Genomic DNA, 20,637 nt, shown 5'->3' with positions numbered 1-20,637 from the left:
CCGGCCCCATCGCATCGAGACTTCAAGGATATCAAGATGATGGAAATACAATGGGGTCAGCCGATGACCCTGATCGCGCCTCAGGATGGACGCGCGGAACGCTTCAGCACGATCGAAAAGGCGCGCTACTGGCTGCGTCGCAAGTGGCCGGTCAGCGATGAGACCCGTGACATCGCGCTGGACCGGATAGACGCGGCGATGGATTGCATGCGCCCGGTCGAGGACGCGCGCCATGCGTTCCTCGTGGCCGCGCTTCGGGCCGGGTTCCGCCCCGACCGTCTGCACGCCGCCTGACACGAGACGAACCACCATGACAAAAGGGCGGAGGCCAGCCAGCCTCCGCCCTTTTTCGTTTGCGGAACCGGATCAGCCCGGCAGGGTGATCGCCTTGGCATTGACGAATTCGTTCATGCCGAAGCCACCATGTTCACGGCCATAGCCGCTATCCTTCACACCGCCAAAAGGCATTTCCGGCGTTGCAAGGTTGAAGTGGTTGATGAACACCATCCCGGTGTCGAAATGCGCCCGTGCCAGTTCCAGCGCCCGGTCCTCGTCCTTGCTGAAGATGCCGCCGCCCAGCCCGAAGCGGCTGTCATTGGCGATGCGCATGGCGTCCTCGTCATCCTTCGCGCGGATCACCGAAGCGACCGGCCCGAACAGTTCCTCGTCATAGGCTGGCTGGCCCGGCGCGACCTCGGTCAGCACCGTCGCGGGATAGTAATAGCCGGTGCCATCGGGGATTTTGCCGCCCACGGCGATGCGTGCGCCCTTGGCAACGGATTGCTGGACCTGCTCGTGCAGCGTGTCGCGCAGATCCCCGCGCGCCATCGGGCCGAGATCGGTATCCTCGCGTGTCGGATCGCCCAGCGTCACGTCGCCCATCGCCTTGATGTACCCGTCGATGAAGGCGTCATAGACCTTGTCCGTCACGATGAACCGCTTGGCGTTCACGCAGGTTTCGCCGTTGTTGAAGATCCGGCCCGTGACGCAGGTTTTCACCGCAAGCTCGACGTCGGCATCTTCGAGCACGAGATAGGCATCGTTCGACCCAAGCTCCATCACCGATTTCTTGAGATGTTCACCGGCCTTGGCGGCGATCTTGCTGCCCGACCCGGCGCTGCCGGTCATCGTCACCCCGCGCACCAGCTTGTGGCCGATCAGGTCGTCGGACTGGTCGTGGTCGATCAACAGGACGGTGAAGAGGTTCTTCGGCAGGCCAGCCTCTTCGAAGATGTCGCGCAGCATAAGCCCGGACCCGGTGCAGTTGCTTGCGTGTTTCAGCAACACCCCGTTGCCTGCCATCAGGTTCGCGATGGCGTAGCGCACGGCCTGATAGGCGGGGAAGTTCCACGGCTGGATGCCATAGATGACGCCGATGGGGGACTTGGTGATCACGCCCTTGCGCCCGTCCTGTATCTCGCGCGTTTCGTCGGCCAAGATCTCGGGCCCGGCCTGTGCCGTCCAGTCGCAGATGGCGGCGCACAGTTCGATCTCGTTGCGGCTATCTTCCAGACGCTTGCCGACCTCGCGGGTCATCAGCGCGGCAAACTCTTCCTTGCGCGCGCGCAGTCCGGCACCGATGGCCTTCAGGACCTCACCCCGCTCTTTGTGGGTCTTGTGTCGCCAATCGGTGAAGGCGGCGTGGCAGGCTTCGAGGGCAGAGACCATCTCGGCATCGGACATCAGCGGATAGCTGTCCAACTGCTTCTCGGTGGCCGGGTTGGTCGTCGTGATGGCGCGGTCGGCGCTGTGAGCGTCCTTCATATCTTGTCCTTTCGAATGCGTTCCTCACCGCCCAACGCCCGCTGATCTGCGGCGTTCCGCGCCCGTGGTCACGAGCGGTTGAACGCGCGCGGTCGGCGCGCCGACACCCGCGCCCGCGCCCTGCCCTGCGCGTGCCTCCGTGCCACATCCACTGTGCCAAATTCGCCGAAAACCCTGAGAAACCACCGGAGCGCCGCTAACCGGAGGCAGATTTTACCTTCTGTTAACACATCCCAAATACATCATTAGGCTTTAGACCGTGCGAAGGTTCCGATGACCCACCTGATCGATCCAGCCACCGAACGGGTGTTCAAGCGGGTGCTCGCCCCGCTTGCTTTCGTCATTCTGGCCACGGGTCTTTATCACAACGCCTACCTGACCAATATCGGGACCGGGGTATCGCTGCAGCCGATTTCGGCCTTTTGCTACTCGGTCATCCTACTGGCCGCCATGACGCGCCGACGCGACAGACCGGCCTATGCGGTGGCGACCGTGCTGCTGAGCCTCGCCCTTGGACTGTCCGCATGGCGCATCACGGAGGCGCTGTTTCCCGGCATGACCGATGCGGTCGAGACCGTGCTTCCTGCGCTTCGCCTCGACGGCGTCACCGGTCAGGGCAGGTTCGCGATCGAGACCGCATCGGTGGCCGCGGCGCTGTCGCTGACCTTGTTGTCAGAGCGGGTGTCGCTGCGCGCCGCAGGATTGTTGACCGTGGTCTCGATGAGCGCGGGCAGCTACGTGATCGCCCATTTCGCGGTCCACTTGCTGTTCTGGAACCTCGACGCTTCGATCTTTTCCATCCTTGCGTTGATGGCGTGCAACGCGGCCCTGTTCATCCGCTATCGCGCCACGGCCCCGGTCAAGGCGCTGCACTGCCGCCGCACGCGGGCGATGCTGTGGCCGCTGCTGCTTGCCTCGCAGGCCCTGCCATGGGGGGCCGCGTTCAAGATCAGCCAAGCCTATGACCTGTCGCCCAGCCAGATCCCGGGGATCGAGGCGGGCTTTGGCCTGACCTCGGCGGCCTTGATGGCGCTGTCGTTCTGGGTGGCCGACATGGTCGGGCAGAATCAGGCCGCCATGGAAAAGCTCGCCTTCTCGGACCCGCTGACGGGTGCCCTGAACCGGGCGGGGTTTCACCGCGATCCAAGACATCGGCGCCCCTCGTCTCTACTGCTTCTGGACCTCGACCATTTCAAGACGATCAACGACACCTATGGCCACGATGCCGGGGACGAGGTGCTCAAGCGCGTGGTCGCGACCGCGAAGGACCTGTTCGGCCCGGCCCGCACGGTGACCCGCTGGGGCGGTGAGGAAATCCTCGTCTGGGCGGAAGCGATGCCGGACCGGGCGCTGGCCAAGATCGGCGAGCAGTTGCGCGCCGCGGTCGAGGCGCTCGACCTGTCCGACCTCGCAGGCGATGACGTGCCGGTGCCGCGGATCACCGCCTCGATCGGTTACGGACGGTTCGATCCGGCCCATGAGACGATCCGCGAGGCGGTGAAGACGGTCGATACCGCGCTTTATGTCGCCAAGCATTCCGGGCGAAACCAATGCGTCAGCGCCATCGGGCGGATCAATGCCCCGGTTCTTTCGGTCATGGATTTCGTCAAATGCGATGCCTGCATGGCGGATGCCCGGGCGCATGGGCGTCCCGATCAACCCTGCAACCGCCGCTGCATGGCCCTGACACAGCTTGATGAGGACGCGCCTGCATTGCAACGGCACTCCGCCTGAGCCGCGTCCAAGGCCGGATCGGCCTGACGCGATACCCCCCCGGACACGTCCTGTCAGGCCAGCGCCGGACTGCCTGCGCCGCCGTGCCTCTTGCATGCGTGCCAGCGTGTTTCTAAGACAGGTACGACCAGCGGGAGGAGCACGACCATGACCATCACTCAGGAAGAGCGCGGGATCATCCAGCGCGTGCTTGACCACGCCGAGGCCGGCACCACCGACATGCTGGACGGCGTGATGACGCATCCGGTGTCGAACTATTTCGACCCGGACCGGGTCAAGGCCGAGACCGAGACGCTGTTCCGCACCTTCCCGATCATCATGGGGCATGTGTCGCAAGTGGCAGAGCCGGGCGACTATTTCACCAATGACGATCTGGGCGTGCCGCTGTTGATCACCCGCACGCAGGCCGGTGACATCCGCGCCTTCTACAATGTCTGCCGCCACCGTGGCGCGCGGGTCGAGGACAAGCCCTGTGGCAAGGCCCGCACCTTTTCCTGCCCCTACCACGCCTGGACCTACGGTCTGGACGGCAAGCTGCGCGGCGTGCCGCAGCAATTTGGCTTCGAGGGTCTCGACAAGTCGAAACATGGGCTGGTGGAACTGCCTGTCTTCGAACGGTTTGGTCTGATCTGGGTCGTGCCCAGCCCGCAAGAGGACGAGATCGACATCGACGTCTGGCTCGCGCCCATGGCCGAGCAATTGCAGGGCCTGAGCCTTGACACCCATGTGATCTACCGCACGTGGAGCCTGAACCGGAACATGAACTGGCGCATCGCGCTGGAAGGGTTTCAGGAAAGCTACCACTTCTGCTACGCCCACGCGAAAACCGCCTGCCACGCCTATCTGGACAACCAGTCCGTGCATCTCAGCTATGGCGCGCATGTGCGCCATGCCGTGCCCTTGCCGAAGATCCTCGACCTCAAGGACGTGCCCGCCGAGGACTGGACCTATCGCCCCTATTTCCTGACGCAGAACTACCTGTTCCCGGCGAATTTCGCGCAGGTGCAGACCGATCACGTCTATATCCACACGATCATCCCGACCGGTCCGGACACCTGCATCTTCAACTGCATGATGCTGATCCCCGAGGAACCGAGGACCGAGAAGGCCGAACGCTACTGGGCGAAGAATTACGACCTGATCCGCATCGTCTTCGACGAGGATTTCGTGATCGGCGAAGGCATCCAGAAGGGCTTTGCCACTGGCGCGAATACAGAGTTCCTCTTCGGCAGCTTCGAATGCGGTCTGCAATACGGGCGCCGCGCAATCGACGCCGCTTTGGCCGGTGAGTTGACGGTGCCGGTCAAATCCAAGATGGCGGCGGAATAGCCGTCACCCCTTGAGGTAATCCAGCGCCGCCTTGGCCAGATGCGCCGAGGCCGCGACGCCGTCGATCAGCGGGATCTGGCATTGCGCCTGCAATTGCGCGCGCAGTGGCCCCATGCCCGCGCAGCCCAGAACGGCGCAGGCGGCCCCATCCTGCACGCGGGCCAGTTCGACCTCCTGTGCAATGCGCGCAATGGTTTCGGGCGCGCCCTCGTCGATGACCAGCACCGGCAGGCCGCTGGCCCGGACAGAGGCCCGCGCGCCGTCCCAACCTGCATTGACGATGTTCTCCTCGATCACCGGGATCGACACGGCCATCGACGTCACCACGGAAAACCGCAGCCCGAGAAGCGCCGCCATCAGGTAGGACGCCTGCCCGATCCCCAAGACCGGGCAATGCGCTTGGGCCTGCGCTTCAGCCAGCCCGGTATCGTCGAAACAGGCGATCACGATGGCATCGGCATCCCGTGCATCGGCCAGACGTTTCAACAGGCCGGGCACCGCCGCCGCGCCGTCCTCGGCGCCCTGTATCGCCGGTGGTCCGTCCTGATTGGTCAGGCCTGTCACCTCTGCCTCGGGCAAGGCTGCCTGCGCCACGGCAACGATCCCATCGGTCATGCTGACCGTGGCGTTGGGGTTGATGTAGGTGAGCTTCATACCCCCTGCCCCGCATCCGACCCCAGCCGCGCCCGGCGCCTGTTGAGGATGACCGCCGTCAGGATAAACACCGCAATGATGCCAAAGGAAAACAGCGTGGTCAGCGTCCCCAGCGCGTAGATCACCGGCGTCGTGACATTGGTCGTCATGCCGAAGATCTCCAGCGGCAGGGTGTTGTAGCTGCCCGCCGTCAGCAGCGTCCGGGCAAATTCGTCGTAGCTGAGCGTGAAGCCGAACAGGGCCACCCCGATCAGCGATGGCGCGATGATCGGCAGCACCACGAAGCGGATCGTCTGCCAGGCGGTCGCGCCTTGGTCGCGCGCGGCCTCCTCATAGCTTTTGTCAAAGCGGTTGAAGACCGCGAACATGATCAGCAGGCCGAAGGGCAGCGTCCATGTCAGCTGAGAGCCAAAGCCCGAGGTCGCCCAGTGAATCTTGAACCCAAGCTGGTTGAAGATCAGCCCGACCCCTAGCGAGACAAGGATCGACGGGATCACCAGCGATGTGATGGCGGCATAGAATAGCACCGCCGAGCCGGTGAACCGCTTGCGAAACGCCAGCCCCGCCATGACCGAGACAACCACCGTCGTCACCATGACCATCAGCCCAAGACCGAAGCTGCGCCGGAACGCCCCCCAGATATCGCCCACCGCCTGTTCCTGAAACAGGTCGCGGAACCAGTGCAGGGACACGCCGTTCATCGGAAAGGTCAGGCCCCCCTGCGGGCCTTGGAAACTCAGGATGCCGATGGTCAGGATCGGGCCATAGAGAAACAGCACGAACAGACCAAAGAACGCGGCGAGAATGTAGAAAGAGCGCGGACGGCGTTCCATGGTGTCACGCGCCCCGGGCCTGACCCGGGGCCTCCTCTTCGAAATGGGCCGGGAGGTCCCGGGTCAAGCCCGGGACGGGGGGACGCAAGGCGGCAGGCATGGGATCACAGCTCCTTTCGGATGTTGACGAAGCGCAGCAGGATGGCAATCACGATCAGCACGGTGCACAGCAGCACCACGGCGGTCGCGGCGGCGCTTGGGTATTGCAGCAGCGCGATGTCGTTGGAGATCAGCCGGCCCACATTGGCGCGCTGCGATCCGCTCATGAACCGCACGGTGATGAAATCGCCCATCACCAGCGTCACGACAAAAATCGTCCCGATCATGATGCCCGGCTTGGTCAGCGGAACGATCACATGCACCAGCGTCTGAAAGCCGCTCGCGCCATTGTCCCGCGCCGCCTCCAGCAGCGATTTGTCGATCCGCATCATGGTGTTGAAGATGGGCACCACCATGAACAGCGTATACAAGTGCACAAAGGCGAGGATCACCGAGAAATCGGAATAGAGCAGCCATTCCAGCGGCTCATCGATGACCCCCCATGAGATCAGTGTCTGGTTGGCAATCCCGTTGCGCCCAAGGAACGGAATCCAAGAGATCATCCGGATGATGTTCGACGTCCAGAACGGGATCGTGCAAATCAGGAACAGCGCGATCTGCACCGTCAGGCTGCGCACGTGGAAGGCCAGAAAATACGCCACCGTAAACCCGATGGACAGGGTCAACGCCCATGTGATGAAAGCGTATTTGAAGGTCGCCCAGAACACCTTGTAGGTCACGGGCGAGCCGAACAGGAATTCGTAATTGTCCCACAGGAAGGCGGGATAGATCGAAAACTCGGTCGCGCCCCAAAAGCTGACGATCACGATCATCACGATGGGGGCCAGCAGGAACCCCACCAGCACCAGCGCCAGAGGTGCCGCCTGCAACCATCCCAGCACATGCCGGTTCTTCAGGATATTCGCCGCCATCGGACCTCCGCGCCCCTGCCTGTTTCTTCTTGGTTGAAATACCCCGGGGGTGCGGGGGCAGAGCCCCCGCGGATCGCCGCCGTCAGGCGGCGAAACCCATTACGCTGCGATGAACTCGTTCCACTTGCGGACCATGTACTGGTTCTCGTCCATCACCGCGTTCCAGCAGGCGACCGAACCCATGCGTTCCTGGAACGAGCCGCCATCGCGCACATCGCCCGCCTTCGCCAGCACGTCGCCGGTGGGCGAGGTGATGTCGCCGGTCGCAGGCTTGCCCTCGAACCAGTAACCCCACTCGTTTTCCGACATGAACTGCTTCGAGGTCTCCGGCACCGCCGAGTAATAGCCCTGACGCATCAGGTAGCCACCGACCCAGCCGGACAGATACCAGTTGATGTAGTCGTAGGCTGCATCCAGCTCCATGCCCGACAGCGAGGACGACAGGCCGATGCCGCCGCCCCAGCTGCGATAACCCTCTTTCAGCGGCTGGTAGACGCAGTCGATGCCGCGCGACTTGACCGCGGTGATGGCGGGCGACCACATAGACTGGATCACCACTTCGCCCGAGGCCATCAGGTTCACGCTCTCGTCGAAGGTCTTCCAGAAGGCGCGGAACTGACCGTTCTGCTTGGCCTCGGTGAAGATCGCCATGGTCTTGTCGATCTCTTCGCGGGTCATGTTGCCCTTGTCGCCATACTGGATCTCACCCATGGCCTCGCAAACCATGGCCATGTCCATGATGCCGATCGAGGAAATGTCGAGGATCGAGGCCTTGCCCTTGAACTCGGGGTTCAGCAATTCGGTCCACGACTCGATGGGGCGACCGATCAGGTCGGGGCGGATGCCCAGTGTGTCGGCATTGTAAATCGTCGGGATCAGCGTCATCCAGCCGGTCTCTGTCTCGGCAAAGGAGGTGCCACCGGGGCCATCGACGAAGCCGACGGTGTGCGGCGCTGTGCCTTGGGCAATCGTGGACTCGGGCGTCAGCTTGCCATCGCGAAAGATGCCGACGATCTTGTCGTAATTGGCGATCTTCGAGGTATCCATCGCTTGCAGGTTGCCGGTCGGCCAGACCTTCTTGCAGATCCAGTACTCGATATCGGCGATGTCAAAGCTGTCCGGCTGGGTGGCCGCACGCTGCGTGACGCTGTCGGAATCCAGCGCCGTCATTTCCAGCGTGAAGCCGAGGTCTTCCTTCACCTTGTTGGCCACGTCGTTCAGGTTCGACACGCCGGTGCCGAACTGGCGCAGGACGATGTCCTTGGTCTCTTGCGCCCACAGCATCGGGGCGGGCAGCGTGGATGCGGCCATCGCGGCACCGCTGGTCTTCAGGAACGAACGGCGGGAGTAGCCTACCTTGGGTTTTGCCATAGTCTCTGTCCTCTCTGTTGGACGGGTTTCGATGGGGTGGTTTGGTGGCCCGATCAGGCCCGGAGGCGGTGCAGCCGCCCCTCGTCCCATGCGAGCTTGACCGCATCGCCGGGGGATTTCGGTGAGGTAAAGAATTGCTCCTCGGGCATCAGCGCGAGCACCTCGTCGCCGCCTTCGGTCAGGGTGGTGACGGCCACGGAGGCGCCTTGGTATTCGACCGCCGTCACGGTGGCGGCCATGCCCTGATCGGCCAGCGTCACCGCATCGGCGCGCACGGTCGCCTTGCCGCCCTCCAGCGCGATCACGTTATGCCCGCCGATGAAACGCGCGACGAATTCGGTCACGGGGGTCGCCCAGACCGCGCGCGCGGGACCGGCCTGCTCGATCACGGCGTTGTTCATCACGACGATCTCGTCGGCCAAGGCCAGTGCCTCGTCCTGACCGTGGGTGACGTGGATGAAGGTGATGCCCAGTTCCCGTTGCAGCTTTTTCAACTCGGCGCGCATGCGGATGCGCAGGAACGGGTCGAGCGCCGACAAAGGCTCGTCCAGCAGCAGGACCTTGGGCTGCGTGACCAGCGCGCGGGCCAGCGCCACGCGCTGTTGCTGACCGCCCGACAGCTGCGCAGGCAGGCGGTCGGCAAGGCGCGTCATGTCCACCAGTTCCAGCAGCTCATCGGCCTTCTTGTGGCGCGTGACCTTGTCCACGCCCTTCATGCGCAGCGAAAACGCGACGTTGTCGCGCACCGACAGATGCGGGAACAGCGCATAGTTCTGGAACATCATCGCCGTGCCGCGCTGCGCGGGGGCAAGGGTCGACACATCTTGGCCATCCAGCAGGATCGAGCCGTCCGACACGTCCTCGTGCCCGGCGATCATGCGCAGGGTCGAGGATTTGCCACAGCCCGACGGCCCCAGCAGGCAGACATAGCTGCCCGGCGCAAAAACATGGTTCAGATCACGCACGGCCACCGTGTTGCCATAGCGCTTGGTCACATGAACCAGTTCCAGATCGTATCCCGTCCGCATGCCACCCTCATCGAATTGACGAGCTCAGCATGGGATCGGCTTTTCGTCCAAGGGCAGGAATTTCCTATCCGCACCACGGCGAAAACAGGAAGTGCCCAAATTTTGAACGGTTGCGGCTTGGCTGTGCACAAATTCGGGCACAACTTTGTATACAATTTCCGATGCAACCAAGTTTCCTCTCCGCGACTTGTCCCCCTGACGCCGAATCGCGAAGATGCGAAACAGAGAGAGAAGTGGCAGGTCGGCATGAACAGTCTCAACACCAAGGTATGGTCCGCGGAAACGGTATCGGCCGATCTCGAACGCGCGATCCACGAACACCGCCTGCCGCCCGGCACCAAGCTGGGCGAGGATGAGTTGGGCGAGGCCTACGGGATCAGCCGCACCATCGTCCGCGCTGCCCTGCTGGCGCTGTCACACCGCCACCTCGTCGAGTTGAAGCGCAATCGCGGCGCCTTCGTCGCGCAACCCTCGGTGCGCGAGGCGCGCGAGGTCTTCGAGGCACGGGCGCTCTTGGAACCAAGGACCGCATGGTCCGCCGCGGAACGGATGACGGATGACGGGCTTGCGCTGCTGCACGAAAACATCCGGCAGGAACATGCCGCGCTTGACGCGGGCGAAAACGGACGGGCGCTGTATCTGTCCGGGCAGTTCCACATCGAGATCGCCCGCATCGCCGACCAGACCACGATCGAGGGCTTCATCTCCGAACTCATTTCGAGATCGTCCCTGATCATCGCGCTTTACTGGCGCAGGCGTGCGGCCATGTGCGAAACCCAAGCCCATCACGCCTTGTTGGACGCCTTTGAAGGACGCGACGGCGCGACGGCAGAGCAGTTGATGAAAAGCCACCTGCTCGATCTCATCGCCTCGCTCGACCTGCGCAACGTGACGCAGCCACCGGCCTCGCTGCGCGAGGCGCTGAACCGATGACGCCCCTGTTCCGCACCGCGTCCCTGCCCGAGGTTCGGCTGATGCTGGATTGGGCCGCCGCCGAGGGGTGGAACCCCGGTCTGGAGGATGCGGAGGCGTTCCATGCCACCGATCCCGAGGGCTTCTTCCTCGCCGAAATCGACGGTCAGCCCGTTGCGGCCATTTCGGTGGTGAATCTGTCCGACAGCGTTGCGTTTCTCGGCCTGTACCTGTGCCTGCCCGCCTTTCGCGGAGAGGGCATCGGCTACGGGCTGTGGCGTCACGCGCTGGGTCATGCCGGCGCGAGAACCGTCGGTCTGGACGGAGTTCCCGCGCAAGAGGCGAACTATGCCCGCTCCGGGTTCGTGCGCACTGGTCAATCCGCGCGGTATCTGGGCCACCTTGCCGCCCCGGATCAACCGGCCGACCTGATCGAGGCGGAGGATCACGCCGCCATCTTCGCGCTCGACCACGCGGCCACCGGCATCGCCCGTCCGGCCTTCCTGCGCGCATGGGTCCGCCAGACCGCCACCCGCAAGACCGTGGCCTTGCGGGACGACGGCACGCTGATCGGCTTTGCCACCGTGCGCCAGTGCCGCGACGGCTGCAAGATCGGCCCGATCGTGGCCCCGGATGCGGACCGCGCGCTGCGATTGGCGCGGCAGGCCGCCGCGCTGTCGGGCGAATCCCCCGTGATGATCGACCTGCCCGCGTCGAACACGCATCTGGCGACCGCCCTGCACGACCACGGGTTTTCGCCCGTCTTTTCCACCGCCCGGATGTATCGCGGCACCGCCGTTTCCGCGGGCGCGACGCTTCAGGCGATTGCCAGCATGGAACTGGGATAGCCTTTGGAAAACGGCCCTTTGCGGCCCAAAGCTCATGTCATTTCCACCGCCGTTCGACAGCACCTCGCTACCGCATAGGTTGCGAACGATGTGGTGTTCCAAGTTTAACCGTCAATTCATTTCCACGCGGTACCCCTACGGCAACGGCTCCATCCGCATGCCTCGCGCGAATGCTTGTGGCGCCAGCGCAACGGCATTGAAAAAGGGCGCCCGCATGGCATTGGTCAGCAAACACAAAACCGCAACCGGGTCCGTCACCGTGGACGAGACCGCAAAGACCCCGACACGCGGCAGCGTGACCGTCGATCAAAAGCGCCAGCGCGCCCGTACACTGGCCCGCCAGCAACAGGCGGCAGAGCGCATCGCCGAGGCCACCGTACGTCTCGGTGGCGGTGTGACAGAGGCGGCGGCAGCCACCGAACAGCTGTCGCAATCCATGATGCAGATCGCCTCTGGCGCGGAACAGGCCGCCTCCGCCGCCGAAGAAAGCGCCGCCGCGATGACCCAGATCAACCGGCGTGTCGCCCTGCAGCAAGAGGCCGCCGAGATGTCCCGGGACACCACCGCGCGGCTTCAGGTCCTGATCGAGGATACCAGCAGCGGCATCGTCAAGCTGGTGGAGAATGTCGGCCGCGCCTCTGACCGGCAAAACGCATCGGTCGCCCTAATGACCGAGCTGGAAAGCCAGACCAACAACGTGATCGACGCGGTCAATCAGGTGATCCGCATCGCCGACCAGACCAACCTTCTGGCGCTGAACGCCGCGATCGAGGCGGCCCGCGCCGGAAAGCATGGCAAGGGGTTTGCGGTCGTGGCCGATACGGTGCGCACCTTGGCCGAGGCCTCGGAATCGAACGCCACCAGCATCGAGGAGCTGATCAAGCAGATCCAGGCCGGGGCGCAGCGCATCTCGGACGGGGTGCAGCAATCCGCCACCCGTGCCGCCGACGAGGTCGAAAAGGGCAAATTGGTCACCAGCCAGCTTGCCACGATCCGTCAGGACATCATCATCATTTCGACCGGCGCCAGCGAACTTGCCTCGGCGGCCATCGAGATGGGCACCGCCGCCGCTCAGGCGCAGCGGGGCGCAGAAGAGGTCGCCGCCGCAGCCGAGGAGCAGTCCGCCGGTGCCGAAGAGGCGCGCAAGGCCGTCGACCAACAATCGCAGGCCCTGCAGGAAGCTGAGCGGGCAGCCAACGATCTCGACCTGCTGTCCGAGGAACTGAAGAACTCGACCGATATCGCCAAATCCGCCGAGGAAGTCGCCGCCGCCGCCGAGGAACTGTCTTCGACCATTCAGGAACTGAATCGGTCCAGCTCCGAGATCATGGCCGCGATCAGCCAGATTTCCGAAACCGCCGCGACCCAAGCCGCCGCCGTCGAAGAGGGCGTTGCCGGGATCGCACAGATCGAGCGCAACGTGCAGATGGCCACCGCCCGCTCGGCGGAGGCGCTGACCAAGGGCGAAATGATCGGCAACCTGCTCACCGAGAACCGCGCGACCGTCGACGAGATCATCGCAGGCATCAATTTCGCGATGGAGGCCGGGCGCACCTCGGTCACCGAGATTCAGGAACTGGAGCTGATCAGCCGCAAGATCGACAAGATCGTCGATGCGATTTCCAACGTCGCGATCCAGACCAGCATGCTGGCGGTCAACGGCGCCGTCGAGGCGGCCCGGGCCGGCGAATACGGCAAGGGGTTCGCCGTGGTGTCGACCGACATCCAGAACCTCGCCAATGACGCCGCCGAAAATGCCGAGCAGATCAAGGACATGGTCAAGGGCATCCAGGACCAGATCGGGATCGTGCGCGGCGACCTTCTGGGCATTGCGGATGCCTCGATGACCGAGGTCGAGCGCGCGCGCGTCACCACCGACCAGTTGGCCAGCGTGTTGGCGGATATGCAGACCGTGCTGGATGGAAACCGCGACATTCAATCCGCATCGGAAGAAGTGTCCAGCGCCGTGAGCAATGCCAAGGCCGGGATGGAACAGATCGCCGCCGCCGCCGAAGAGGCTCAGAGCGCCACGGAGGAAGCCTCCGCCGCCGCACGTCAGCAAAACGAGGGGGCCGAGGAGCTGGCCAGTGCCATCGATCATATCGCTGCTGTCGCCGACGAGTTGCAGACCGCCTGAACGCCTGCCGGGAGGGCACCATGACCATGAGCGAAACCCTCAAGTTCGACGACGACCGGGACGAGACCGAAGGCGCCGCCGACATCCGTCAGTTCGTCAGCTTTCATCTTGGCAAGGAATGCTTCGGCTTTCCGATCGAAACCGTGCAAGAGATCATCCGCGTACCGACGACCGTGTCGGTGCCCCTGACGCCGCCGGTTCTGACCGGGCTCGCAAACCTGCGTGGCGAGGTGCTTCCGGTCCTCGACCTGCGCACGGCGCTGGATCTGCCGCCGCGCGCCCCCGATGATGCCAGTCGGGTGATCGTCGTCGATGCCGGGCAACGGGTCGGGCTGATCGTCGATCGCGTGGCCCGGGTGCTGAACGTCGATCCACAGCGCATCGAGGACGCCCGCGACGACGATGGCGCGCTGTCCTCCGACGTGCTCCGCGGCGTCGCCAAGGGCATCGCGGGCATCGACATGCTGCAACTTCTGGATGTCCGCGATGTCGTCCGCAGGCAATTCCCGGATCGCGAAGTTTCCGTCACCGGGCCGGGTCTGGGGGCCGGAAAACGCGCCGATCCTCTCGAGGTCGAAACCGAGGAGGAGATGATCCAGCTGGTCAGCCTGCTTCTGAACGGCGAGGAATATGCCTTTCCGATTGGCCAGGTCGACGAGATCGTCCGGGTTCCCGAACAGATCGCCCAAGTTCCCAAGAGCCAATCCCACGTGCTCGGGCTGATCACCTTGCGCGACCGCCTGCTGCCGATCGTCAGCCTGCGCCGCCTGTTTGGGCTGCCCGATACCGATCGGGCCGACCACAACCGGGTCATGGTCATCACCCTTGGCACCACGCCCGCGCGCCGCGTCGGCATGGTGGTGGACCAGGTCCGCGAGGTCCTGCGCATCCGGGCAGAGACACGGGACAAGCTGCCCGGCGTGTTGCGCCGAGGCGACCGGGACGAAATCGAGGCGGTGTGCCAGTTGGACGACGGCCAGAGGCTTGTCTCGATCCTGTCCGCCACGGCCCTGCTCGACCTGCCTGCCGTGCAGGAGGCCTTGGCGCTTGAACAAGACAGCCGCGCCGAAACCGGCATGGACCCCGACACCGAGGAGGAGGCCGAGATGGGCTTCGATGCGACGGACGAGATGCAGTTGGTGGTCTATCAGCTGGATCAACAGGAATACGGCGTCAACATCCACGACGTTCAGGAAATCATCCGCGTCCCCGAGCAGCTGTCGCGCGTTCCCAACGCGCCCGCCACGGTCGAGGGGATCATCAACCTGCGTGGGTCGGTCCTGCCGGTCGTGGAATTGCGGCGGATGTTCTCGCTCCCCGACCTGCCCCGCCATGACCGCCAGCGCATCCTGGTCCTCACTGTCGACGGCAAACGAACGGGTTTCATCGTCGACTCGGTGACCGAGGTGCTGCGCATACCCGGCGCTGCGCTGGATGCCGCGCCAAGGATGCCGAACCATGCCGACCATCTCGTCCAGCAGGTTGCCAAACTGGATGCCGGGCGGCGGATGCTGCTGATCACCCATGCCGAAACACTTGTCGGCGCCGGCGACCTCGCCGACGTCACCCGACCGGAACCTGCTATAGCCTGACCTTTAGATGCGCCTGCTTATCGTTGACGACTCCGCCCTGATGCGGACCCTGCTGACAGAATGTTTTGCAACCGACCCGGATATCGAGGTCAAGACGGCGCGCGATGGCGAAGATGCGCTGACCAAGTTCGCTCAACTGCGCCCGGATGTCGTCACGCTGGATATCAACATGCCGCGCATGGACGGCCTGACCTGCCTTGCCCACATGATGGAAATCGAGCGGGTGCCGGTGATCATGGTCTCTTCGCTGACCACGCGCGGCGCACTGGCCAGCTTCGAGGCGCTCGAACTGGGGGCGACGGATTTCGTCGCCAAACCGGGCGGCACCGTCTCTCACAATATCCGCGAGGTCTTTGCCGAGTTGCGCGCCAAGGTCCGCAGCGCCGGGCGCAAGCGGCGGCCCGCACGGCGTCAGGCCCCGCCCGAGCCGAAGGAACGACGCGCCCCTGCAAGATCCGCCGCCCAAACGGAGGCCCGCCCCGAACTGGTGCTGATCGGGGTCTCGACCGGCGGACCAGCCATTCTGGGCGACATCCTTGGCGCTTTGCCGGCCAGTTTTCCGGTGCCGATCCTCATCGCGCAGCACATGCCGCCGCGCTTTACCGGCGTCTTCGCCGACCGGCTCAACAGCACCTGCGCGCTGCAGGTGTCGGAATTGACCAAGCCCTGCCCATTGCTGCCGGGCCAAGTGCACGTGATTTCCGGCGGTGGCGATGCCGAGGTCACGATGCGCTTCCGGCGGCTGGCCGCGACCCCGGTCGCAATCGACGACTCCTACAGCTGGCATCCGAGCGTCTCGCGCATGGTCGCCTCGGCGCTTGAGACACTGCCCGCGACCAAGCTGATCGGCGTGCAGTTGACCGGCATGGGCGACGACGGCGCGCGGGAGTTTGCCCGGCTGCATGCCGAAGGCGGCCTGACCATCGCCGAATCCGAAGACAGCGCCGCGGTCTTCGGCATGCCGATGAAACTGATCGAATACGGCGGCGCCACAGAAATCCTGCCCAGCGGACAGATCGCCGAGCAACTCATCGCCTGGACATCCCGGGTGCGCGTGAAAAGGACCGCCTGATGCCGCTGATCCCCCAGTCCGAACCCTCTGCTTCCAAATCCGCCCGCAAGACGAGCCGAAGCACCCTGCAAAGACAGCTGGCCGACGGCAGCGAGTCCAAACGCCGGGCCGCCGCCCTTGGCCTCGCCGAGATCGACGGCGCAGCACCGTTGCTGCTGGCCCGGCTCGCGGACGAACCGTCGCCGCTGGTGCGGGCCGCGCTCTTCGATGCGCTGGCCGAGCAGAACGATGCCGACACGGTGCCCGGGATCATCGACCTGCTGTCCAGCGACACGGCCGAAATGCGCAACGAGGCGGTGACGCTCCTGCAGAAGATGTCGACGGCGGTCGCCGGCCATATGGCGCCGCTGCTGCAAAGCCCGGACCCGGATGTGCGCATCATGGCGGTGGACATCCTGCGGCTGCTGCCGCATCCCGATGCGCCGCTGTGGTTGCGCGACCTGTTGATGCGCGAAACCCATACCAACGTGGTCGGCACCGCCATCGACCGGCTGACCGACATAGGCGGGCCGGAACATCTGGCGGCGCTGCGCGAGGTAAGCACGCGCTTCGCCGACGAGCCCTATATCCAGTTCGCCGCCGACACCGTCATCGCCCGGATCGAGAACATCGCAGCGGGGTCCGCCGGATGACCATGGCCGTCACAGCCTTGACGTTGGACGAATTCAAGCAGTTCCGGGAATACTTCTACAAGAAGACCGGGATCGAGTTCGACGACTCCAAGCGCTACTTCGTGGACAAGCGCATCTTGCGCCGGATCGAGGCGACCGGCGCCCGATCCTTCCGCGAATATTTCGTCCATATGCGGTTCGAGGCCAGCCAGTCCGAGTTTCAGGAACTGGTCAACCAGATGACCGTGAACGAGACGTATTTCTTTCGCGAGGATCACCAGTTCCGCGTTCTGGTCAGCGACGTGATGGACGAGGTGGTGCACAATCGACGCCGCCGAAAGGGACCGATCCGGCTTTTGTCCCTGCCCTGCTCCACTGGCGAGGAACCTTATAGCATCGCGTTGCACCTGATCGAGGAATGGCCCGGCCTTGCCCAGCACGATGTCGAGCTGTCGGGCTGCGATATCGATACCGTGGCGCTGGGGAAATGCGAGGACGGGGTGTTCGGCGAACGCTCGGTCCAGCATGTCCCCCCGGCGATGCTCAAGCGGCATTTCACCCCGCTGGCTGGCCGGCGCTACCGCATTTCGGACCAGATCCGCGATGCGGTGCGGTTCTTCCCGCGGAACCTGTCCGATCCGCAACAGACGCGCGCCCTGAAAGGCTATGACGTCATCTTTTGCCGCAACATGTTGATCTACTTCGACGATCAGTCCCGCCGCCGGGCCGCCGACACCTTGTTCGACGCGCTCAACCCCGGTGGATTCCTGTTTCTGGGTCATTCGGAATCGATGAGCCGAATGTCCTCGCTCTACACGGTCCGCAAGTTCACGGACGCCATCGTCTACCAGAGGCCCTTGTCATGACAACACCCGCCGCCCACCGACCCACGGCGCTTGTCGTCGACGACGCCACGACCGTCCGGATGTACCATCGCAGCCTGATCGAAGCGGCGGGGTGGACCGTGATCGAGGCTGAAAACGGCATGGAGGCGCTGGAACGCGCGCTGGATCGCACCATCGACCTGATGCTGATCGACGTGAACATGCCGGTGATGGATGGCTATCGATTCCTCGACGCCGCCCGGACCATGCCGCATACGCGCGACGTCCCAGCGGTGATGATCTCGACCGAGGCACAGGTGCATGACGCCGAACAGGCCTTTGCGGCCGGGGCCAATCACTACCTCGTCAAGCCGGTCAAACCGAACATCCTGTCCACGCTCTTGTCCTTCTTTCCGGCGGAGGAACGCGCATGAACCCCTTGCTCGAACAATTTCTGACCGAAGGCCGCAGCTTGCTGGAGGAGGCCTCGCTGGCGCTGCTCGCGCTGGAGGCCGCGCCTGCGGACAAAAACCATCTTGCGGCGCTGTTCCGCGCCGTACACACGATCAAGGGGGCGTCCGGCCTGTTCGAGATCGCGCCCTTCACCAAGGCCGTGCATGCGGGCGAGGACCTGCTGGACGCGGTGCGCGAGGGCGACGTGCCATTCACCCCGGATCTTGCGGACATGCTGTTGATGCTGCTGGATCAGGTTTCGGACTGGCTGGACCAACTCGAAGCGCATCAGGAGCTCGCCGATGGCGCCGATGCCAGCGCGGATCGGCTCGCGGCGAAATTGCGCCAACCGCTGACCGAGGACAGCGATACGCGCACCGACACGCCGGGGGGCGCGGCCCCGCCCCCTGCCACCGGCGTCTGGCCGGACGATATGGCCACCGAGGACAAGCAGCGCTGCGCCGGGGAACCCGAATGCTGGCGGATCGACTATACGCCCGATGCGAACGCCTTCTATTCCGGCGATGACCCGCTTTTGACGGTGATGAACACCCCCGGTCTGCGATGGGTTGGCACGGTCGCGCCGGAGGTCTGGCCGGAGCCGGGCCGGATGGATCCGTTCGAGGCGCGACTGGGGTTCGCGGCGGTGGCCTGCGCAGACGAAGTCGCCCTGCGCGCGCATTTCCTGTATGTCGAGGATCAGGTCCAGCTAACCCGGCTGAGCACGGACGCAACAGCCCGGTCCGAGATCGATGGCGATACGCTGGCGCTCGCGCGTGACCTGATCGGCTCTCAACGGCGGCTGCTGGCCGCGCAGGGCGCCGAGCAGACCGCGCCCGCACGCATCGCGGTCGCCCGCCGTATGCTGATCGCCATCGCCCGGCGCTGCGATACCGGCGCGCTGCAAGACATCCGCGCCAGCCTGACCGGGCTCGACCCCGAGGCCCCAGAGGCCGAAACGCGCCTCGATGGCCTCGCCGAGGCGTTGGGCACGCAGCTTGCCCAGCCCGCAGCGCCGAACGAGCCGCAGCCCGACCTCGAACCCGATCTGGGCCCGGTCGAGCCGAAGACCGAAAGTCGCAAGGCGATCTCCATCCGGGTCGATGCCGACAGGATCGACATGCTCATGAACCTCGCGGGCGAGTTGATCGTTGCCAAGAACGCCCTGCCCTTCCTCGCCCGCCGCGCCGAACAAGGTGTACCAAGCAAGACGCTGGCCCGCGAAATCAAGAGCCAGCATGACGTGATCAACCGCATTGCCGACGAATTGCAGACCGCCGTGATGAAGGTGCGGATGGTGCCGGTCGGCACGGTTTTCGGGCGGTTCAACCGGCTTGTGCGCGACCTGTCGCGCAAGCTGGACAAACGCATCCGACTGGTGGTCGAGGGCGAGGATACCGAGGCCGACAAATCCGTGGTCGAGGAACTGGCCGACCCGATGGTTCACCTGATCCGCAACGCGGTGGATCATGGGCTGGAGACGGTCGCAGACCGCCGCGCCTCGGGCAAGTCTGACGAGGGCACAATCCGCCTGAAGGCCTACCAGCAGGATGACAGCGTCATCATCGAGGTCAGCGACGACGGGCGGGGGATCGACCTCGATCGCGTCCGGGCGAAGGCCTTGGAAAAGGGGTTGGTCGATGCCGACACCCTGTCGGCCATGGCGGACGCGACGGCGTTGCAGTTGGTCATGGCACCCGGCCTGTCGACGAAGGAGCAGATATCGGACCTGTCGGGGCGCGGCGTCGGCATGGATGTCGTCGCCAGCATGGTCCGCCGGATCGGCGGCACGATTTCCCTGAACAGCACCGCAGGCCAAGGCACCACCGTCCGCATCGCCTTGCCCTTGTCCATGGCGGTCCAGCGCCTGATGATGATCGAGGTCGATGGCGGCTACTACGGCGTTTCGGTCGATGCCGTCGTCGAAAGCCAGCGCCTGCCACGAGACCGGATTCACCGCCACCGCGACAACGAAACCGTTCTGCTGCGCCAGCGGATGATCCCGCTGTTGCATCTGCGCGACCTTTTCGGCTGCCCGCCGGACACGTCTAAACGCGATATCAACCTCATGGTCGTAGAGGTGGACGGGAACGAGGTTGGGCTGGTCGTGGATCGGTTCCATGCCGGCGTGGATGCGATCGTCAAACCCATGGAGGGCCTTTTGCGTCATTCCGAATGTTTCTCGGGGACCGCCTTGCTGGGCGACGGATCGGTCCTGCTTGCCCTCAATCTGGCGGAGGTGATCCGATGCCGCTGGACCTGAAGGACGGCCGCGCAACCCTGACCGGCCATTGCGAGATCGTCGAAGCCGAGGACCTGTATGCATGGATCTGTGCGCAGGACGATCCCGTCGTCGATCTAAGCGCTGTCGGCCACGCCCACACGGCCATATTGCAGGTGCTTTTGGCGACACGTCCCCGCATCGTCGGAACGGAAGGACGCTCTGACTGGACCGGTTTGCTGACCGGCACCCTGACGGTCGCCCCCACGTAGGAAGGAACGAG

19 protein-coding genes are annotated in these 20,637 nt (G+C 64.4%); 13 read left to right on the top strand and 6 right to left on the bottom strand.

Annotation, left to right across the window (positions count from 1 at the left end; all coding sequences use genetic code 11):
• The first annotated feature begins 36 nt into the window (after positions 1-36).
• A complete protein-coding gene (locus D8Z78_RS07985) occupies positions 37-294 on the top strand; it encodes a DUF982 domain-containing protein (RefSeq protein ID WP_206169654.1) in 258 nt (85 codons plus the stop codon).
• Positions 295-366: 72 nt separating this feature from the next.
• Here the strand turns inward: D8Z78_RS07985 and D8Z78_RS07980 are convergent, their stop codons facing one another.
• Positions 367-1,764 carry an NAD-dependent succinate-semialdehyde dehydrogenase gene (locus D8Z78_RS07980; protein WP_121629821.1) on the bottom strand — a complete coding sequence of 466 codons (1,398 nt, stop codon included), beginning with the start codon at positions 1,762-1,764 and terminating at the stop codon, positions 367-369.
• A gap of 273 nt (positions 1,765-2,037) precedes the next feature.
• On the opposite strand from D8Z78_RS07980, the gene D8Z78_RS07975 reads away from it, so the two are divergent.
• Together D8Z78_RS07975 and D8Z78_RS07970 are read left to right on the top strand one after the other, a co-directional pair.
• The gene (locus D8Z78_RS07975; RefSeq protein ID WP_121629822.1) at positions 2,038-3,498 is read left to right on the top strand and encodes a GGDEF domain-containing protein; all 1,461 of its coding nucleotides are present in this window, start codon (positions 2,038-2,040) and stop codon (positions 3,496-3,498) included.
• 147 nt (positions 3,499-3,645) lie between these two features.
• On the top strand, positions 3,646-4,827 hold the full coding sequence (locus D8Z78_RS07970) for an aromatic ring-hydroxylating oxygenase subunit alpha (RefSeq protein WP_121629823.1): 1,182 nt from the start codon (positions 3,646-3,648) through the stop codon (positions 4,825-4,827).
• 3 nt (positions 4,828-4,830) lie between these two features.
• Here the strand turns inward: D8Z78_RS07970 and D8Z78_RS07965 are convergent, their stop codons facing one another.
• The 5 genes from D8Z78_RS07965 to D8Z78_RS07945 form a co-directional block, all read right to left on the bottom strand.
• A complete protein-coding gene (locus D8Z78_RS07965) occupies positions 4,831-5,481 on the bottom strand; it encodes an aspartate/glutamate racemase family protein (protein ID WP_121629824.1) in 651 nt (216 codons plus the stop codon).
• The gene (locus D8Z78_RS07960) at positions 5,478-6,314 is read right to left on the bottom strand and encodes an ABC transporter permease (RefSeq protein WP_121629825.1); all 837 of its coding nucleotides are present in this window, start codon (positions 6,312-6,314) and stop codon (positions 5,478-5,480) included. Before D8Z78_RS07960 ends, D8Z78_RS07965 begins: the two co-directional genes overlap by 4 nt.
• A gap of 104 nt (positions 6,315-6,418) precedes the next feature.
• Positions 6,419-7,285: an ABC transporter permease gene (locus D8Z78_RS07955; RefSeq protein WP_121629826.1), complete on the bottom strand. Its 867-nt coding sequence runs from the start codon at positions 7,283-7,285 to the stop codon at positions 6,419-6,421.
• A 99-nt stretch (positions 7,286-7,384) separates the two neighbouring features.
• Positions 7,385-8,656, bottom strand: coding sequence for an ABC transporter substrate-binding protein (locus D8Z78_RS07950; RefSeq protein ID WP_121629827.1), 1,272 nt, complete (start codon positions 8,654-8,656; stop codon positions 7,385-7,387).
• Between the two features lie 53 nt (positions 8,657-8,709).
• Positions 8,710-9,684, bottom strand: a complete 975-nt coding sequence (locus D8Z78_RS07945) for an ABC transporter ATP-binding protein (RefSeq protein ID WP_121629828.1) — start codon at positions 9,682-9,684, stop codon at positions 8,710-8,712.
• A 246-nt stretch (positions 9,685-9,930) separates the two neighbouring features.
• Between D8Z78_RS07945 and D8Z78_RS07940 the strand changes: the two genes are divergently transcribed.
• The 10 genes from D8Z78_RS07940 to D8Z78_RS07895 all read left to right on the top strand — a co-directional run bounded on the left by D8Z78_RS07940 (position 9,931) and on the right by D8Z78_RS07895 (position 20,626).
• A complete protein-coding gene (locus D8Z78_RS07940) occupies positions 9,931-10,617 on the top strand; it encodes a GntR family transcriptional regulator (protein WP_121629829.1) in 687 nt (228 codons plus the stop codon).
• Positions 10,614-11,444, top strand: coding sequence for a GNAT family N-acetyltransferase (locus D8Z78_RS07935; RefSeq protein WP_121629830.1), 831 nt, complete (start codon positions 10,614-10,616; stop codon positions 11,442-11,444). The genes D8Z78_RS07940 and D8Z78_RS07935 overlap by 4 nt, the downstream gene beginning before the upstream one ends.
• A gap of 214 nt (positions 11,445-11,658) precedes the next feature.
• A complete protein-coding gene (locus D8Z78_RS07930; protein WP_121629831.1) occupies positions 11,659-13,581 on the top strand; it encodes a methyl-accepting chemotaxis protein in 1,923 nt (640 codons plus the stop codon).
• 20 nt (positions 13,582-13,601) lie between these two features.
• Positions 13,602-15,173, top strand: a complete 1,572-nt coding sequence (locus tag D8Z78_RS07925) for a chemotaxis protein CheW (protein ID WP_121629832.1) — start codon at positions 13,602-13,604, stop codon at positions 15,171-15,173.
• Between the two features lie 7 nt (positions 15,174-15,180).
• The gene (gene cheB / locus D8Z78_RS07920) at positions 15,181-16,245 is read left to right on the top strand and encodes a chemotaxis-specific protein-glutamate methyltransferase CheB (protein WP_121629833.1); all 1,065 of its coding nucleotides are present in this window, start codon (positions 15,181-15,183) and stop codon (positions 16,243-16,245) included.
• Positions 16,245-16,877 carry a HEAT repeat domain-containing protein gene (locus tag D8Z78_RS07915; protein ID WP_121629834.1) on the top strand — a complete coding sequence of 211 codons (633 nt, stop codon included), beginning with the start codon at positions 16,245-16,247 and terminating at the stop codon, positions 16,875-16,877. Before cheB ends, D8Z78_RS07915 begins: the two co-directional genes overlap by 1 nt.
• Positions 16,878-16,879: 2 nt before the next feature.
• On the top strand, positions 16,880-17,722 hold the full coding sequence (locus tag D8Z78_RS07910) for a CheR family methyltransferase (protein ID WP_121629835.1): 843 nt from the start codon (positions 16,880-16,882) through the stop codon (positions 17,720-17,722).
• Positions 17,719-18,114 carry a response regulator gene (locus D8Z78_RS07905; protein WP_121629836.1) on the top strand — a complete coding sequence of 132 codons (396 nt, stop codon included), beginning with the start codon at positions 17,719-17,721 and terminating at the stop codon, positions 18,112-18,114. Before D8Z78_RS07910 ends, D8Z78_RS07905 begins: the two co-directional genes overlap by 4 nt.
• Entirely contained in the window at positions 18,111-20,396 is a 2,286-nt protein-coding gene (locus D8Z78_RS07900; protein ID WP_121629837.1) for a chemotaxis protein CheA, read from the top strand. The genes D8Z78_RS07905 and D8Z78_RS07900 overlap by 4 nt, the downstream gene beginning before the upstream one ends.
• Entirely contained in the window at positions 20,381-20,626 is a 246-nt protein-coding gene (locus D8Z78_RS07895; protein WP_121629838.1) for a hypothetical protein, read from the top strand. The genes D8Z78_RS07900 and D8Z78_RS07895 overlap by 16 nt, the downstream gene beginning before the upstream one ends.
• The last annotated feature ends 11 nt before the right edge of the window (positions 20,627-20,637 follow it).

Origin of the sequence: Tropicibacter alexandrii, assembly GCF_003667315.2 — a bacterium.
In the GTDB taxonomy this organism is placed as follows: Bacteria; Pseudomonadota; Alphaproteobacteria; order Rhodobacterales; family Rhodobacteraceae; genus Tropicibacter; species Tropicibacter alexandrii.
This window is presented reverse-complemented; position numbering and strand designations above follow the sequence as displayed.

What these genes read in the sequence shown, in the direction of transcription:
- D8Z78_RS07985 (WP_206169654.1), top strand. Translation starts at nt 37, where the DNA reads ATGATGGAAATACAATGGGGTCAGCCGATGACCCTGATCGCGCCTCAG.
- D8Z78_RS07980 (WP_121629821.1), bottom strand. Translation starts at nt 1,764, where the DNA reads ATGAAGGACGCTCACAGCGCCGACCGCGCCATCACGACGACCAACCCG.
- D8Z78_RS07975 (WP_121629822.1), top strand. Translation starts at nt 2,038, where the DNA reads ATGACCCACCTGATCGATCCAGCCACCGAACGGGTGTTCAAGCGGGTG.
- D8Z78_RS07970 (WP_121629823.1), top strand. Translation starts at nt 3,646, where the DNA reads ATGACCATCACTCAGGAAGAGCGCGGGATCATCCAGCGCGTGCTTGAC.
- D8Z78_RS07965 (WP_121629824.1), bottom strand. Translation starts at nt 5,481, where the DNA reads ATGAAGCTCACCTACATCAACCCCAACGCCACGGTCAGCATGACCGAT.
- D8Z78_RS07960 (WP_121629825.1), bottom strand. Translation starts at nt 6,314, where the DNA reads ATGGAACGCCGTCCGCGCTCTTTCTACATTCTCGCCGCGTTCTTTGGT.
- D8Z78_RS07955 (WP_121629826.1), bottom strand. Translation starts at nt 7,285, where the DNA reads ATGGCGGCGAATATCCTGAAGAACCGGCATGTGCTGGGATGGTTGCAG.
- D8Z78_RS07950 (WP_121629827.1), bottom strand. Translation starts at nt 8,656, where the DNA reads ATGGCAAAACCCAAGGTAGGCTACTCCCGCCGTTCGTTCCTGAAGACC.
- D8Z78_RS07945 (WP_121629828.1), bottom strand. Translation starts at nt 9,684, where the DNA reads ATGCGGACGGGATACGATCTGGAACTGGTTCATGTGACCAAGCGCTAT.
- D8Z78_RS07940 (WP_121629829.1), top strand. Translation starts at nt 9,931, where the DNA reads ATGAACAGTCTCAACACCAAGGTATGGTCCGCGGAAACGGTATCGGCC.
- D8Z78_RS07935 (WP_121629830.1), top strand. Translation starts at nt 10,614, where the DNA reads ATGACGCCCCTGTTCCGCACCGCGTCCCTGCCCGAGGTTCGGCTGATG.
- D8Z78_RS07930 (WP_121629831.1), top strand. Translation starts at nt 11,659, where the DNA reads ATGGCATTGGTCAGCAAACACAAAACCGCAACCGGGTCCGTCACCGTG.
- D8Z78_RS07925 (WP_121629832.1), top strand. Translation starts at nt 13,602, where the DNA reads ATGACCATGAGCGAAACCCTCAAGTTCGACGACGACCGGGACGAGACC.
- cheB (WP_121629833.1), top strand. Translation starts at nt 15,181, where the DNA reads ATGCGCCTGCTTATCGTTGACGACTCCGCCCTGATGCGGACCCTGCTG.
- D8Z78_RS07915 (WP_121629834.1), top strand. Translation starts at nt 16,245, where the DNA reads ATGCCGCTGATCCCCCAGTCCGAACCCTCTGCTTCCAAATCCGCCCGC.
- D8Z78_RS07910 (WP_121629835.1), top strand. Translation starts at nt 16,880, where the DNA reads ATGGCCGTCACAGCCTTGACGTTGGACGAATTCAAGCAGTTCCGGGAA.
- D8Z78_RS07905 (WP_121629836.1), top strand. Translation starts at nt 17,719, where the DNA reads ATGACAACACCCGCCGCCCACCGACCCACGGCGCTTGTCGTCGACGAC.
- D8Z78_RS07900 (WP_121629837.1), top strand. Translation starts at nt 18,111, where the DNA reads ATGAACCCCTTGCTCGAACAATTTCTGACCGAAGGCCGCAGCTTGCTG.
- D8Z78_RS07895 (WP_121629838.1), top strand. Translation starts at nt 20,381, where the DNA reads ATGCCGCTGGACCTGAAGGACGGCCGCGCAACCCTGACCGGCCATTGC.